We start from the raw sequence: 14,205 nt of genomic DNA on the forward strand, positions 1-14,205 counted from the left end.
TTCAACGCGCCAGCGGATCTTGGCGATGCGGACGAGTTCGCGCAGCGGGGTGTCGGCAGGCAGGGTGGAGAGCCAGTAGTCGGTGGGCTCGGCGGCGCCGGGCGGCCATTCGGCCAGCAGCCAGCACTCGGGCAGGGAGCCGTCGGCGGCGCGGCGGATCGTCCGGTTTGCGGGTCGGACCCGCAGCGCCAGGAACCGCGAGCGCATCTCGGCACGGGGGTTGTGTTTCGTGGCCTTGCTGCCCTGGCGCCAGGTCACGGTTCGTGCCGCCGATCGCCCTGCGTCCAGGGCGAGTTGGCGCAGAGTGCTGTGCTGGCCGGGGTAGGCCGGTCCGGGCCGGCGGCCCTGGCCGCTGTAGGGCGGGCGCTCGGGGACGGCGTCGCCCGGGTAGGCGGTGGTGGTGCCCTTGACCGCGACGGCGTACGCCAGGTCGCGCTCGGTCAGGCCCTCGCGGAAGCCGGTCGCGTCGCCGTATCCGGCGTCGGCGACCACCGGCAGGCCGGGCAGTTCCCAGTCCCCTCGGACCTCGTCGAGCATGTCCAGGGCCAGGCGCCACTTCTCCTTGTGCCGCTCGCTGTCGGGGATGTCCGCCTTGGCGCGTCGGCGCTGGATCGCCCCGGTCAGCAGCGCATCGCCGGTGTTCTTGGTGTCGTCCCAGCTTTCGGGCAGGAACAGGCGCCAGTCGACGGCCGAGGAGGCATGGTCGCTGACCAGGTTGACGCTGACGCCGATCTGGCAGTTGCCGCGCTTTCCCAGCGCACCGCAGTACATCCGCGCCACCCCCGGTGAGTCATAGCCGTCCTTGGGAAAGCCCACATCGTCGATGGCGTACGCCTGCGGCGCGATATTCGTCGCGCCCCAACGGGCCAGCCGCTCACGGACCTTGGCCCAGTCCCAGGTCGAGGAGGACACGAACTGCTGGAGCTGCTGGTGGTCCACGCCCAGGCGCTCGGCCATCGGCTGCATCGACTTGCGCTTGCCGTCCAGCATCAGCCCGCGCAGGTACAGCTCGCCCTTGGCCCGCTGATCCCGCCGGGCCAGAGAACCGAGCATCTCCTCCGCGAACGCCTCCAAGCGTGCGCGGACCTTCTCCATCTCCTCGGGTGTCACACCTGAAAGAACATCACAACCTATCTGGAGATGATCAATCGGGGTACCTAACAAAGCCCTACTAGTGCCGGTTCAGCGACGCCCCCGCCGAGCCTCCCGGATCCGTCGCAGCCGGTTCACCGTCACCGGGTCCTCCTCCAGCGCCCGCCGGTCGTCCAGGAGCGCGTTGAGCAGTTGGTAGTAACGCGTCGGCGAGATGCCCAGGCCCTCCCGGATCTCCCGCTCCTTCGCCCCCGGGCCGGGCCACGAGCTCCGTTCCACGGCCAGAACCGCACGCTCCCGGTCGGAGAGCCCGGTGCCAGGGTGGTCGGCGGGGCTGTCGGCAGGGGGCTCCGCTTCGGCGGAGCCGTCGTCGGGGGCGGTCATATGAGCCAACCTATCGCCCGCCCCGAACCCGCTACCCGGCCACCCGCTCCTCCGGGTACTCCGCCTTCGACGGCGAACGCCCTGTCGAGACGGCGAAACGTGGCTTGCTGAGCTCGGCAGAAGGCCTGGTCGAAGGCGCGGTCCGGGGCGCGGTCCGGGGCTTTGCCACCCTTTTGTATGGATCCTCAACAAACAGCAGAAGTGGACTAGACCTATTGGGGGTCCTCGGGCGAAACTGTCTCCCGTGAAACACGTCATCGCCCTCGATGTGGGCGGCACCGGAATGAAGGCCGCACTGGTCGGGGCCGACGGCACCCTGCTGCACGAGGCTCGGCGCGCAACCGGCAGGGAGCGCGGACCCGACGCCGTCGTGGAGTCGATCCTCGCCTTTGCCGCGGAACTGCGCGCCCACGGGGAGCAACACTTCGGCGAGAGCGCCGTCGCGGCCGGTGTCGCCGTGCCCGGCATCATCGACGCGGAGAACGGGATCGCCGTCTACGCCTCGAACCTGGGCTGGCGCGACGTCCCCATGCGCACCCTGCTCGGCGAACGGCTCGGCGGCGTACCCGTCGCGCTCGGCCACGACGTCAGGACCGGCGGCCTCGCCGAGGGCAGGATCGGCGCAGGCAAGGGCGCCGACCGCTTCCTGTTCGTCCCGCTCGGAACCGGCATCGCCGGGGCCATCGGTATCACCGGCACCATCGAGGCGGGCGCGCACGGGTACGCCGGCGAGATCGGGCACATCGTGGTCCGGCCGGACGGGCCGGACTGCGGGTGCGGACAGCGCGGCTGCCTGGAGGCCCTCGCGTCCGCCTCCGCGGTCAGCCGCGCCTGGGCCGCCGCGTCGGGGGACCCGGAGGCCGACGCCGCGGACTGCGCGAAGGCCGTCGAATCGGGTGACCCCGCGGCCGTACGGGTATGGCAGGACGCGGTCGACGCGCTCGCCGCCGGGCTGGTCACCGCGCTGACCCTGCTGGACCCCCGCGCGCTCATCATCGGTGGCGGCCTCGCCGAAGCAGGGGAAACCTTGTTCGTACCACTCCGTGCGGCCGTCGAGGAACGTGTCACGTTCCAGAAGCTGCCCGACATCGTCCCGGCGGCCCTCGGGGACACCGCCGGATGCCTGGGTGCAGGGCTGCTCGCCTGGGATCTTCTCTCCACGGAGGTATCCGCCTGATGGCCGGACGCGCAGACAGCACGGTTCTCGCCGGGGCCCGGGTGGTCCTTCCCACCGGCACCGTCGAGAACGGCCGGGTGACCGTCGAGGGCACTCGGATCACCGGGAGTCCGGCGGAGGGTGCCCGGACCATCGATCTGACCGGCCACTGGGTCGTCCCCGGCTTCGTCGACATGCACAACCACGGCGGTGGCGGCGCGTCCTTCACCTCCGGCACCGTGGACGAGGTCCTCACCGGCGTCCGCACCCACCGCGAGCACGGCACCACCACCCTGGTCGCCTCCACCGTCACCGGCGAGATGGACTTCCTCGCCGAGCGGGCCGGCATCCTCTCCGAGCTGGTCGAGCAGGGCGACCTGGCCGGGATCCACTTCGAGGGCCCGTTCATCTCGCCGTGCCGCAAGGGCGCGCACAGCGAGACGCTGCTGCGCCACCCGGACCCGGCCGAGGTCCGCAAGCTGATGGACGCGGCGCGCGGCACCGCGAAGATGTTCACGCTCGCCACCGAACTGCCGGGCGGCATCGAGTCGGTGCGGCTGCTCGCCGAGCACGGCGTGATCGCCGCGATCGGGCACACCGACGCGACGTACGAGCAGACCCTCGAGGCGATCGACGCGGGCGCCACCGTCGCCACCCACCTGTTCAACGCGATGCCGCCGTTCGCCCACCGCGATCCCGGTCCGATCGCCGCCCTCCTGGAGGACGAGCGGATCACCGTCGAGCTGATCAACGACGGTACGCATCTGCACCCGGCCGCCCTGGGGCTGGCGTACCACCACGCGGGCGCCGCCCGCGTCGCGCTGATCACGGACGCGATGGACGCCGCCGGGTTCGGTGACGGCCAGTACCAGCTGGGTCCGCTCGCCGTCGAGGTCAAGGACGGCGTCGCCCGGCTCGTCGAGGGCAACTCGATCGCGGGTTCCACGCTCACCCTGGACACCGCGTTCCGCCGGGCCGTCACGCTCGACCGGATCCCGGTCGAGGACGTCGTGCGGTCCATCTCCGCCAACCCGGCACGGCTGCTCGGCGTGTACGACAAGGTCGGCTCGCTCGACCCGGGCAAGGACGCGGACCTGGTGGTCCTGGACGCGGACTTCGCGCTCAAGGGCGTCATGCGCAAGGGCGAATGGGTTATTGAGCCCGAACTCGGGTGATTTCAGCCATTCTTGACAGACGGCCGAATACGTAACGAAGAGACAGCGGTTGGCCCGGAGGTCTGGGCCGACCGCTTTCTCTTTGGCATGATCGCTTCGTAAACAGCAGGGAAGGCGCGTTCTGGCAAGGGATCCGCGCTCCGGCACGGATCGAAGGGGTGACCGAGGTGATCCTCACGGTCACGCTGAACACGGCGCTCGACCTGACGTACGGCGTACCGGCGCTGGTTCCGCACACCAGCCACCGCGTCGGTGACATATCCGAACGCCCCGGCGGCAAAGGACTCAACGTTGCCCGGGTGCTCTCCGCACTCGGCCACGAGACCGTGGTCACCGGCTTCGCCGGAGGCGCCACCGGAGCCGTACTCCGCGAGCTCCTGGCAGACCTCCCGCCGCGCGACGCACTCGTTCCCGTCGCCGGGAACACCCGCCGCACCATCGCGGTCGTCGACGCGTCCACCGGCGACACCACCCAGCTCAACGAACCCGGCCCACTCGTCAGCGCCGACGAGTGGACCACCTTCCTCGCCACGTACGAGAAGCTCCTCGCCGGCGCGGACGCGGTCGCACTCTGCGGCAGCCTGCCGCCCGGCATCCACGTCGGCGCCTACGCCGAACTGGTCCGCATCGCCCGCGCCGCCGAGGTCCCCGTGCTCCTCGACACCAGCGGCGAACCGCTGCGCCGGGGCATAGCCGCCCGCCCCGACCTGATCAAGCCGAACGCCGACGAGCTCGCCCAGCTCACCGGTTCCCGCGACCCGCTGCGCGCCACCCATGACGCCCGCCGCCGGGGCGCGCACGGCGTAATCGCCTCACTCGGCGCGGACGGCATGCTCGCCGTCACACCCGAGGGCACCTGGCGGGCGGCGCCGCCGGACCGGGTCGCGGGCAACCCCACCGGAGCGGGCGACTCCGCGGTGGCCGGGCTGCTGTCCGGTCTCGTCGAGGGGCTGAGCTGGCCGGACCGGCTGCGCAGGGCGGTGGCACTGTCGACGGCGACAGTGCTGGCGCCGGCGGCCGGGGAGTTCGACCGGGCGGCGTACGAGGAGCTGCTGCCGCGCGTCGGCATCGAGGAACACGCACCGACGGTCTGAACGGGGCGGAACCAGCTCGCATCGCGCGCCCGGCACCGTCCCGGATCATCCCGCACCACACGAAGTCTCAGGGGGCATCATGCCGCTCGTCAGCACCGGTGAACTCGTCTCGGCCGCCCAGGCCGACGGACGCTCAGTCGCCGCCTTCAACGTCATCACACTGGAGCACGCGGAGGCCATCGCCGCGGGCGCGGAACGCGCCGGGGCGCCCGTCATCCTGCAGATCTCCGAGAACGCCGTGAAGTTCCACGGCGGCCGGCTCTCCGCCATCGCCGCCGCGACCGCCGCCGTCGCCCGCGCCTCCCACGCGCCGCTCGCGCTCCACCTCGACCACGTCGAGTCCGTGGAACTGCTGCACCAGGCGCACGACGAGGGCTTCGGCTCGGTGATGTTCGACGCCTCGAAGCTGACCTACGCGGAGAACGTACGGGCCACGGCCGACGCGGTCGCCTGGGGCCACGAGCGCGGGATCTGGATCGAGGCAGAGCTGGGCCGGGTGGGCGGGAAGGACACAGACAAGGTCGGCGGCAAGGAGGGCGAGGCCCCGCTCGACGCCCACGCCCCCGGCGTCCGGACCGACCCGGCCGAGGCCGCCGCCTACGTCGCGGCGACCGGCGTCGACGCGCTGGCCGTCGCGGTCGGCTCCTCGCACGCGATGACGGAGCGCACCGCCGCCCTGGACCACGCCCTGATCGGCCGGCTGCGCGACGCGGTCCCGGTCCCGCTGGTGCTGCACGGCTCCAGCGGCGTCCCGGACGAGGAGATCCGCCAGGCGGCCGCCTCCGGCATGCGCAAGATCAACGTGGGTACGGCGCTGAACACGGCGTTCACCGGCGCGGTGCGCGCGTACCTGGCCGAGAACCCGACGGGCGTCGACCCGCGCAAGTACATCGTCCCGGGCCGTGAGGCGATGGCCACGACGGTGGCGGGGTTCCTGAGCCTGATGGGCTGAGAGCCTGTCGGGCACGGACGAAACCGGCCCCACCGCCCTCGTCGGGTGGTGGGGCCGGACCGCGTTCGGGGTTCAGTGTTGCTGGTGGCCGACCTTCAGCGACAGCTGGTCCAGGTTGGCGTCGCACTGGTCGCCCTCGTTGCACGAGATCATCAGCGTGTTCGAGCCCTTGTTGAGGTTGACGTAGGCGAAGGTGTACGTCCAGCCCTTCGACAGGTCGCCCTCCGGGGCATGCGCGTAGTTCTTCATGTTGATGTCCCGGGGGCTCTCCGAGTTGACGGTGAGCGAGGTCTTGGCGTCCTTGCCCGGCACGCCGTACGTCACGTAGAGCGTGTACTCGCCGGCCTCCGGCACGTCGACCGACCAGGTCGCGGACCTGCCGACCTCGTTCAGATTGATGTACTGGCCGTTCGCGCTCTTCGCGCCCTGGACCGAGTTGTCGAGCGTGGCCGTGCCGCCGAGCTTCAGCGTCGCGGCGTCCTGCTTCGGCAGCTCCGCCGGGGCCTCGGAGGATGTCTCGGACTGCTTCGGCTTCGGGGACTCCTCGACCTGACCGGCGGGACCGGACGAGGTGGCAGCCTCGTCCTTCTTGTTGCTGTCCTTGCCGTTGTTCGTGATCATCGCGACGCCGATGCCGACGAGGACGACCGCGACGACCGCGATCGCACCGATCAGCAGACCCTTGGTGTTCGGACCGCCGCCCCCGGGACCGCCGCTGCGGCCGCGGCCGCCCTGCACCGGGACGTGCGCGGTGGGGCCGCCGCCGGGATACGTCTCCGGGGCGGCGTACTGGGCGTTCGGCCCGCCGTACTGCGCCTGCTGCGGCCCGCCGTACGGCTGCTGCGGCACCTGCTGCCCGTACTGGCGCTCGCCGACCGTCCGCACCTGGTTGTACGAGGTTCTGGGCACGCCGGGCTGCGAGGCAGGACCCGGATAGCCGTAGCCGCCCTGCCGTGGCGACTGGGCGCCGGACGCCTGCCCGTCCTCGTACAGGTAGCCGAACGGATCGTCGTCCTCGGGTGTGCTTGCGCCGTTGTTCCCGGCCGTCATCCCTGGGTCACTCCTCACCATGTCGCCAGCCGTCGCCGAATATCGCCAGCCGTCGCCGACCGGCCGAGCCTACCTCGAACGGAGCACACCAAGAATTGCCGTCGGCCTTCGGGGTGCCGTGCCGGAACCGGGGTGGCTACCAGCACGGACCTGCCGTGAACGTCAGCCGGCCCTGCGGTGAACCTTCGACCGCGACCGCTTCTCCACATACATCCGCTGGTCGGCGGAGCGCAGCACCTCTTCGGCGGTCATGCCGCAGCCGGCCCAGCCGATCCCGAAACTCGCCCCGACCCGCACCGCACGGCCATCCACCCGAATGGGGGGAATGATGGCGTTGCGCAATCGTACGGCCAGGTCTGCGGCGTCCGCGGCACCGAGCCCGTCCGCGAGGACGACGAATTCGTCACCCCCGAGCCGGGCGACGGTGTCGCCGTCGCGCACACAGGTGGTGAGCCGCCGGGCGACCTCGATCAGGACGGCATCGCCGGTGTGGTGCCCGAAGCGGTCGTTGATGGACTTGAAGCCGTCGAGGTCGCAGAAGAGGACCGCGAGCCCCTTCGTCCCGTCGTCCTGCTCGCTGTCGGGCGCCACCGCGTGCACATGGTGGTCGTACGGGCCGCCGCCCGCCACCGCGTCCGCCTCGAAGCCGTCGGCCCGGAAGCCGTGCGTCCGGGCGTCCATGTCTTCGACGTCGCCGTACGCCGCGTCCAGCGAATCCACGGCGGTGGTCGCCGCCGAGTGCGGGCGCTCGCAGAGCCGGGCGCCGAGCCGGGCGCGCAGCTCGGCGCTGTTGGGCAGGCCGGTGAGCGCGTCGTGCGAGGCGCGGTGCGCGAGGTGCAGCTCGTGGCGCTTGCGCTCCTCGATGTCCTCCACATGGGTGAGGAGGAAGCGGGGGCCGTCGGTGGTGTCCGCGACGACGGAGTTGCGCAGCGAGACCCAGAGGTAGGTGCCGTCCCGGCGCCCGAGCCGCAGCTCGGCGCGGCCGCCCTCGGCGGACGTACGCAGCAGGGTGCCGACGTCCTCGGGGTGCACGAGGTCGGCGAAGGAGTAGCGGCGCAGGACGGAGGCGGGGCGGCCGAGGAGCCGGCACAGTGCGTCGTTGGTGCGCAGCAGCCGGCCGTGCTGGTCGCCGCCCATCTCGGCGATGGCCATACCGCTGGGGGCGTACTCGAAGGCCTGGCGGAAGGATTCCTCGCTGGCCCGCAGTGCCTGCTGCTCCCGTTCGAGCCGGACCAGGGCACGCTGCATGTTTGCTCTGAGCCGGGCGTTGCTGATCGCAATGGTCGACTGGGACGCGTACATCCGGAGGGCCTCGCGACCCCAGGCGCCGGGGCGGCGGCCGTTGCGCGGGCGGTCGACGGATATGACGCCGAGAAGGTCCCGGCCGCCGCCGGACGCGTACATAGGGGCGTAGAGCCGGTCCTGCGGATGCCACTCGTCCTCGAAGCGGGGCTCGGGACCCTCGGTGTGCCACTGCGGTACGTCGTCGTCGAGGAGGACCCAGCCGTCGGTGTGCGGTATGAAACAGAGATCGTCCCAGCACTCACCCATGGAGAGCCTGCGCTCCCAGGAGGTGCGCGAGCCGACGCGGCCGGTGATCAGCGCTTCGGCGGCGGAGTTGCCCGCGAACGCGGCGACGACGAGGTCGCCGTCGGGGCGGACGAGGTTGACGCAGGCCAGCTCGTACCCGAGACCGGCGACGATTCCGTCGGCCACGGTCTGCAGTGTGTCGGCCAGGCTCCGCGCCGTGTTGAGATCGGCGACGGCCTGATGCAGCTGCCGCATCGTCGCTAGACGAACGTACGGCTCCGACTCGGCCTCCATTGCTCGCACTCCCCGAGACCTCGACAGCACTCCAGGTTTCATATCGACGTACGTGTTCGCAGTGTCACCGCCACTGAATCACAGTGAGCTGTGCACCCGGTACACAGGGTCAACAAATATTGCTCTCTGTGACTCAAGTCACAACGGATGATGAAGGGTACCGAGTGACCTCCGGAAGAGGTCCTTCCTTTTCTTGAACGCAAATCTGCGACGTTGCGCCGCGTCGCACTCGTCGCATTGTGCCGTGGCGGGAGACTTCATGGGGCGGGAGTCCTAGGACCCGGCTGGTCCCCTGGCCCGATGCGACCGCGCGCGGGCAATGGCTAGCGTGCGCATATGTTGCAGACAAAACCCCCCACATTGCAGACGGAACCCCCCACCCCGCGATCCGAGCCCATCCCCCATGCTGAAGGGGTGAGCAATGAGGAGTTCCGCGGCGCCCTCGCCCGGCTGGCCGCAGGCGTGGTCCTGATCACCGCCGAGGAGCCGCCGCTCGACGCGAACGGGCGCGGCGAGGACGTGGGGATGACGGCAACCGCTTTTATGTCCGTGTCACTGGACCCGCCCCTGGTCCTGGTGAGCCTGCGCAACGGCTCCCGGATGGACGACCTGCTGGACGAGCAGCCGTTGTGGGCGGTCTCCGTGCTCGCGGGGAGCCAGCGGCACATCGCGGGACGGTTCGCGATGAAGGGCCGGATCAGCGATCGGCTGCTGTTCGACGACATCCCCTATGTACGGGGTGAGGTGTCCGGCGCACCCCTGATCGGCGGCGCCCTCGCCACTCTGGAGTGCCGCACGGAGCAGCGGGTGCTCGCGGGCGACCACACGCTGGTGATCGGGCGGGTGATGAGTGCAGCGCTGCCGAGCGCGGACGGCGGGCCGCTGACGTACTTCCGGGGGCACTACCGGCAGCTGAGCTGACCCGGAGTCACCGGCGCCCACCGGCCGGGGCCGGAACGGATCGCGAGTGCGGTCCGACCGCCACCGCCGGAGCGGCCGCGGACGCCGCCTACCAGTCGCGGCCGGAGCGGCCGCGCTTCGTGTCGCCGCGCTGCTTCTTCTCGCGCAGCCGCCGCTCGTTGATCCCGCGCGGGATCCTGGTCTTGCGGCGCGGCTTGGGGGGCGGCGCGGTGGCTTCGGCCAGCAGGGCGGCGAGGCGGACGAGTGCGGTCTCGCGGTTGCGCCACTGGGAGCGGTGCTCCGACGCCCGTACGGCGACCACGCCGCCCACCAGCCGGCTCTCCAGCCGCTGGAGCGCCCGCTCCTTCCACACCTCGGGAAGCGACTCGGTCGCCGCGAGGTCGAAGCGCAGCTCCACCTGGGAGTCGCTGGTGTTGACGTGCTGACCGCCGGGCCCGGAGGACCGCGAGAAACGCCACATGAGTTCGGCCTCCGGCAGGGAGACCGAACCGCGGATGACATAGGGCCCGGACATGACACCCATGTTCCCTGGCCGGGGACCCGTTCGTCACCTCCTTTTGCCGCACCCGACCGTCTGCTCGGCTGCGAATTGGGTAAAGAAAGCAAAGAGACCAGGAACCTCTCGGTCCTCCGGCTGCGTTATGACGGGTGACGGTAGCTTCGTGAACGCATGAAGCCCGCACACGACGATGAAAGGGACTTCCCATGGCAGTAAGCCTGTCCAAGGGCGGCAACGTCTCGCTCACCAAGGAGGCCCCGGGCCTGACCGCCGTCACGGTCGGCCTCGGCTGGGACGTCCGTACCACCACCGGCACCGACTTCGACCTCGACGCCTCGGCGATCGCGGTGAACGCGGCGGGGAAGGTCGTCTCCGACGGCCACTTCGTCTTCTTCAACAACAAGTCGACGCCGGACCAGACCATCGTCCACACCGGTGACAACGTCACGGGCCAGGGCGAAGGCGACGACGAGCAGATCAACGTCAACCTGGCGGGCCTCACTGCCGATGTCGACAAGATCGTCTTCCCGGTCTCCATCTACGACGCCGAGACGCGCAGCCAGAACTTCGGCCAGGTGCGCAACGCGTTCATCCGCATCCTCAACCAGGCCGGCGGCGCCGAGATCGCCCGCTACGACCTGAGTGAGGACGCCGCCACCGAGACCGCGATGGTCTTCGGCGAGCTGTACCGCAACGGCGCGGAGTGGAAGTTCCGCGCGGTGGGTCAGGGTTACGCCTCGGGCCTGCGCGGCATCGCGCAGGACTTCGGCGTCAACCTCTGACGCAGAGCCCAGGGGCCTGAAGGCCCGAACAACGGGAGCCCCCGGCCGATTGTTTTCGGCCAGGGGCTCCCGTTCGTCCGCCTGCCGTCGGCCACCGCCAAGGCGCCGATGACCTTATGCCGCATATCGGATGACGCTCCTTCACAGACCGACAAGATCCGGTCAAATTCTTGACGCGCCCCTGCCAATCAGGGCGCGGCGGTGCCACTCTCACCGCAGCCCCCTCACGGAGCTGATGGATCGAGTGAAGGAGAACGAGTGAGAACCACTCTGCGTGCCGCCGCTCTTGCCGCTACCGCCGCCATGGTCGTCGTCGGCGTACAAGCAGGTCCGGCCGGCGCGGCCCAGGACCGCGCGTCCGGGGCCACCGCCCTGCCTCTCAGCGCGTCCCAGCGGGTCTCGGCCCTCAAGGAGGCCCAGGCCGGGGCTGCCTCGACCGCCGCGAAGATCAAGCTCGGCGGCAAGGAAAAGCTCGTCGTCCGCGATGTGATCAAGGACGCCGACGGCACGGTTCACACCCGATACGAGCGCACCTACGACGGACTGCCTGTCCTCGGCGGCGACCTCGTCACCCACACCCGTAAGGACGGCTCCCTCAAGGGGGTCTCCAAGGCCACGAGCGCCCAGATAACCGTGGCATCGACGGACACCGGGACCAGCGCCAAGTCCAGTGGCCGGAAGGTGATCTGGGCCGCCACCGGCAAGCCCACGCTCGCCTACGAGAACGTGGTCAAGGGCACCCAGCACGACGGGACGCCCAGCGAGCGTCACGTCATCACGGACGCCACCACCGGCAAGGAGCTCTACTCGTACGAGGGCATCGAGACCGGGTCCGGCACCAGCCAGTACAGCGGCACGGTGAACCTCGGCACCACGGCCTCCGGGTCCGGCTACAACCTGACCGACGGCGGTCGCGGCGGCCACAACACGTACGACCTGAACGGCGGCACCGCCGGCACCGGGACGCTCTTCACCGACGCCGACGACATCTGGGGCAACGGTCTCGCGACCAACCGCCAGACCGCCGCCGTCGACGCCCACTACGGCGCCGCCGTGACCTGGGACTTCTACAAGAACGTCCTGGCACGCAACGGCATCGCGGGCGACGGCAGGGCCGCGTACTCCCGGGTCCACTACGGCAACGCGTACGTCAACGCCTTCTGGTCGGACAGCTGCTTCTGCATGACGTACGGCGACGGCTCGGGCAACCTCAAGCCGCTCACCTCGCTGGACGTCGCCGGGCACGAGATGAGCCACGGTCTGACCGCGGCCACCGCGAGGCTCAACTACAGCGGCGAGTCGGGCGGCCTCAACGAGGCGACCAGCGACATCTTCGGCACCTCGGTCGAGTTCTACGCCGCCAACAGCAGCGACGTCGGCGACTACCTCATCGGTGAGAAGATCGACATCAGGGGTAACGGCACCCCGCTGCGCTACATGGACAAGCCGAGCAAGGACGGCTCGTCCGCCGACTCCTGGTCGAAGACCGTCGGCCGCCTCGACGTCCACTACTCGTCCGGCCCCGCCAACCACTTCTTCTACCTGCTGTCCGAGGGCAGCGGGGCGAAGACCATCAACGGGGTCTCCTACAACTCGCCGACCTCCAACGGCTCCACGGTCACGGGGATCGGGCGCGACAAGGCCATTCAGATCTGGTACCGGGCCCTCTCGACCTACATGACGTCGACCACCAACTACGCCAGGGCGCGGACCGCGACCCTGTCGGCGGCGACCGATCTGTACGGGGCGGGGAGCACGGAGTACGCGGCCGTCGCCGCCGCCTGGTCCGGAATCAACGTGAAGTAGTCTGCGGTTCCAGGAGCCGGTCAGCCCTTCGTGGCGGGCCGGCTCCTGCCGTACAGCCAGGTGTTCCACAGGTGCGTCAGATCCAGGCCGGTCGTCTGCTCCACATAGGCGGTGAAGTCGGCCGTCGCCGCGCTGCCGTGCCGGTGCGCCTTCGTCCAGCCCCTGACGAGGGCGAAGAACCGCTTGTCGTCGCCCACCGCCTGCCGGATTTTGTGGATCACCATCGCCCCGCGCCCGTAGACCGGCGGCTGCGAGATGTCCGCGGCCGTCGGCGGATCGGACGGCGGGAACGCCCAGTTGGCATCGCTCGCGAAGGCGCGGTCGAAGCTGTCCTGGACGGGGACGCCCTCCTTGTCCGCCTGCCACAGCCACTCCACGTACGTGGCGAAGCCCTCGTTGAGCCACATGTCCCGCCAGCTCTCGGGCGTGACGGAGTTCCCGAACCACTGGTGGGACATCTCGTGGACGAGGAGTCCGACGCTCGGCGGGCCGGGGAAGAACGGCCGGTTCTGGGTCTCCAGCGCATACCCGGCGTCGTCCGTGCGGTCGACGATCGCGCCGGTCGAGGAGAACGGATACGGGCCGAAGCGCTCGGCCTCCCACCGCACGACCTCAGGGATCCGGGCCAGGGTCCGGGCGCTCGCCGCCGCCGACTTCGGGTCCACGGCCGTGAACACCTTGATGCCGTCGGGGGTCGTCGACGCCTTCGTGTCGAAGTGCCCGATGGCGAGCGTCACGAGATAGGTCGCCATGGGCGCGGCGGTGTGCCAGTGGAACGTGGTGGTGCCACCGGAGGTCCTACGGGACGTCAGCTCGCCGTTGGACACGGCAGTCAGGCCCTTGGGAACGGTGACCGTGAGGTCGTAGGACGCCTTGTCGCTCGGGTGGTTGTTGCCGGGGAACCAGGCCATCGCCCCGACCGGCTCACCGAGCGCCACCGATCCGTCCGCCGTCCTCAACCAGCCCTCCTGCGACTTGTCCGGGTCGGTGAGGGTCAGCGGGGAACCGGAGTAGCGGACGACCGTACGGAACGTCCTGCCCTTGTGGAGGTGGCTCTCCACCTCGGCATCGGGGCGCAGTGTCAGTTCGTGGGCCGCCCGGTTGACGGCGGCCGGGCGGCCCTCGACCTGCGCGGACTCGACGGTCAGCCCGGCCAGGTCGAGATTGAAGGCGCTGAGGTCCTGGGTGGCGCGTGCGGTGATCACGGCAGTGCCGCGCAGGTGCTGGGCGGCCGGGTCGACGTCCAGGGTGAGGTCGTAATGGGTGACGTCGTACCCGCCGTTGCCGGTCTTCGGGAAGTACGGGTCGCGCAGACCGGCGGCGCCGGGGGTGCCCTGTACGCCACCGATCCCGGCGGAGCAGGCGGTGCCGAGAGAAACGACGGTGGTCGTGACGAGGACCAGGATCAGAGCGGTGGGGCGCACGCAGATAATCCTATGTGCGGAATGTCGGTTTGGCGGATCGGCGAAT

At 70.3% G+C, this 14,205-nt stretch carries 13 protein-coding genes; 7 read left to right on the forward strand and 6 right to left on the reverse strand.

Features of this window, described 5'->3' with window-relative positions; all coding sequences use genetic code 11:
* Both AB0915_RS23745 and AB0915_RS23750 read right to left on the reverse strand, forming a co-directional pair.
* Positions 1 to 1,110, reverse strand: a 1,110-nt coding sequence (locus tag AB0915_RS23745; protein WP_366692990.1) for an IS701 family transposase, incomplete at its 3' end; no start/stop codon positions are given.
* Between the two features lie 72 nt (positions 1,111 to 1,182).
* Complete coding sequence (locus tag AB0915_RS23750) at positions 1,183 to 1,476, reverse strand: DUF3263 domain-containing protein (protein ID WP_366692991.1); 294 nt, start codon at positions 1,474 to 1,476, stop codon at positions 1,183 to 1,185.
* 244 nt (positions 1,477 to 1,720) lie between these two features.
* Between AB0915_RS23750 and AB0915_RS23755 the strand changes: the two genes are divergently transcribed.
* From AB0915_RS23755 to AB0915_RS23770, 4 genes are all read left to right on the forward strand, one after another.
* On the forward strand, positions 1,721 to 2,653 hold the full coding sequence (locus tag AB0915_RS23755; RefSeq protein WP_366692992.1) for an ROK family protein: 933 nt from the start codon (positions 1,721 to 1,723) through the stop codon (positions 2,651 to 2,653).
* Positions 2,653 to 3,807 (forward strand): N-acetylglucosamine-6-phosphate deacetylase, encoded by a 1,155-nt coding sequence (gene nagA / locus AB0915_RS23760; protein ID WP_366692993.1) that lies wholly within the window; start codon positions 2,653 to 2,655, stop codon positions 3,805 to 3,807. The genes AB0915_RS23755 and nagA overlap by 1 nt, the downstream gene beginning before the upstream one ends.
* Before the next feature lie 167 nt (positions 3,808 to 3,974).
* The gene (locus tag AB0915_RS23765) at positions 3,975 to 4,901 is read left to right on the forward strand and encodes a 1-phosphofructokinase family hexose kinase (RefSeq protein WP_366693019.1); all 927 of its coding nucleotides are present in this window, start codon (positions 3,975 to 3,977) and stop codon (positions 4,899 to 4,901) included.
* 79 nt (positions 4,902 to 4,980) lie between these two features.
* The gene (locus AB0915_RS23770; protein WP_366692994.1) at positions 4,981 to 5,853 is read left to right on the forward strand and encodes a class II fructose-bisphosphate aldolase; all 873 of its coding nucleotides are present in this window, start codon (positions 4,981 to 4,983) and stop codon (positions 5,851 to 5,853) included.
* Between the two features lie 72 nt (positions 5,854 to 5,925).
* On the opposite strand, the gene AB0915_RS23775 is transcribed toward AB0915_RS23770, so the two are convergent.
* On the reverse strand, positions 5,926 to 6,903 hold the full coding sequence (locus AB0915_RS23775) for a carbohydrate-binding protein (RefSeq protein WP_366692995.1): 978 nt from the start codon (positions 6,901 to 6,903) through the stop codon (positions 5,926 to 5,928).
* A 162-nt stretch (positions 6,904 to 7,065) separates the two neighbouring features.
* Entirely contained in the window at positions 7,066 to 8,727 is a 1,662-nt protein-coding gene (cdgB, locus tag AB0915_RS23780; RefSeq protein ID WP_366692996.1) for a diguanylate cyclase CdgB, read from the reverse strand.
* 414 nt (positions 8,728 to 9,141) lie between these two features.
* Here cdgB and AB0915_RS23785 point away from each other — a divergent pair, with 414 nt between their 5' ends.
* Positions 9,142 to 9,648, forward strand: coding sequence for a flavin reductase family protein (locus tag AB0915_RS23785; protein WP_366692997.1), 507 nt, complete (start codon positions 9,142 to 9,144; stop codon positions 9,646 to 9,648).
* Between the two features lie 88 nt (positions 9,649 to 9,736).
* On the opposite strand, the gene arfB is transcribed toward AB0915_RS23785, so the two are convergent.
* Positions 9,737 to 10,171 carry an alternative ribosome rescue aminoacyl-tRNA hydrolase ArfB gene (gene arfB / locus AB0915_RS23790; RefSeq protein ID WP_366692998.1) on the reverse strand — a complete coding sequence of 145 codons (435 nt, stop codon included), beginning with the start codon at positions 10,169 to 10,171 and terminating at the stop codon, positions 9,737 to 9,739.
* A gap of 182 nt (positions 10,172 to 10,353) precedes the next feature.
* Between arfB and AB0915_RS23795 the strand changes: the two genes are divergently transcribed.
* The gene (locus AB0915_RS23795; RefSeq protein WP_037692840.1) at positions 10,354 to 10,929 is read left to right on the forward strand and encodes a TerD family protein; all 576 of its coding nucleotides are present in this window, start codon (positions 10,354 to 10,356) and stop codon (positions 10,927 to 10,929) included.
* Positions 10,930 to 11,232: 303 nt separating this feature from the next.
* Complete coding sequence (locus AB0915_RS23800; RefSeq protein WP_366693020.1) at positions 11,233 to 12,735, forward strand: M4 family metallopeptidase; 1,503 nt, start codon at positions 11,233 to 11,235, stop codon at positions 12,733 to 12,735.
* A gap of 20 nt (positions 12,736 to 12,755) precedes the next feature.
* Here the strand turns inward: AB0915_RS23800 and AB0915_RS23805 are convergent, their stop codons facing one another.
* Positions 12,756 to 14,141, reverse strand: a complete 1,386-nt coding sequence (locus AB0915_RS23805) for a M1 family metallopeptidase (protein ID WP_366693021.1) — start codon at positions 14,139 to 14,141, stop codon at positions 12,756 to 12,758.
* Between the last annotated feature and the right edge of the window lie 64 nt (positions 14,142 to 14,205).

The sequence above is a fragment of the Streptomyces sp. NPDC048411 genome, assembly GCF_040704695.1.
Taxonomy (GTDB): domain Bacteria; phylum Actinomycetota; class Actinomycetes; order Streptomycetales; family Streptomycetaceae; genus Streptomyces.

Coding starts and splice junctions, on each gene's coding strand:
- AB0915_RS23750 (WP_366692991.1), bottom strand. CDS start 1,476: ATGACCGCCCCCGACGACGGCTCCGCCGAAGCGGAGCCCCCTGCCGAC.
- nagA (WP_366692993.1), top strand. CDS start 2,653: ATGGCCGGACGCGCAGACAGCACGGTTCTCGCCGGGGCCCGGGTGGTC.
- AB0915_RS23770 (WP_366692994.1), top strand. CDS start 4,981: ATGCCGCTCGTCAGCACCGGTGAACTCGTCTCGGCCGCCCAGGCCGAC.
- AB0915_RS23775 (WP_366692995.1), bottom strand. CDS start 6,903: ATGACGGCCGGGAACAACGGCGCAAGCACACCCGAGGACGACGATCCG.
- cdgB (WP_366692996.1), bottom strand. CDS start 8,727: ATGGAGGCCGAGTCGGAGCCGTACGTTCGTCTAGCGACGATGCGGCAG.
- arfB (WP_366692998.1), bottom strand. CDS start 10,171: ATGGGTGTCATGTCCGGGCCCTATGTCATCCGCGGTTCGGTCTCCCTG.
- AB0915_RS23795 (WP_037692840.1), top strand. CDS start 10,354: ATGGCAGTAAGCCTGTCCAAGGGCGGCAACGTCTCGCTCACCAAGGAG.
- AB0915_RS23800 (WP_366693020.1), top strand. CDS start 11,233: ATGGTCGTCGTCGGCGTACAAGCAGGTCCGGCCGGCGCGGCCCAGGAC.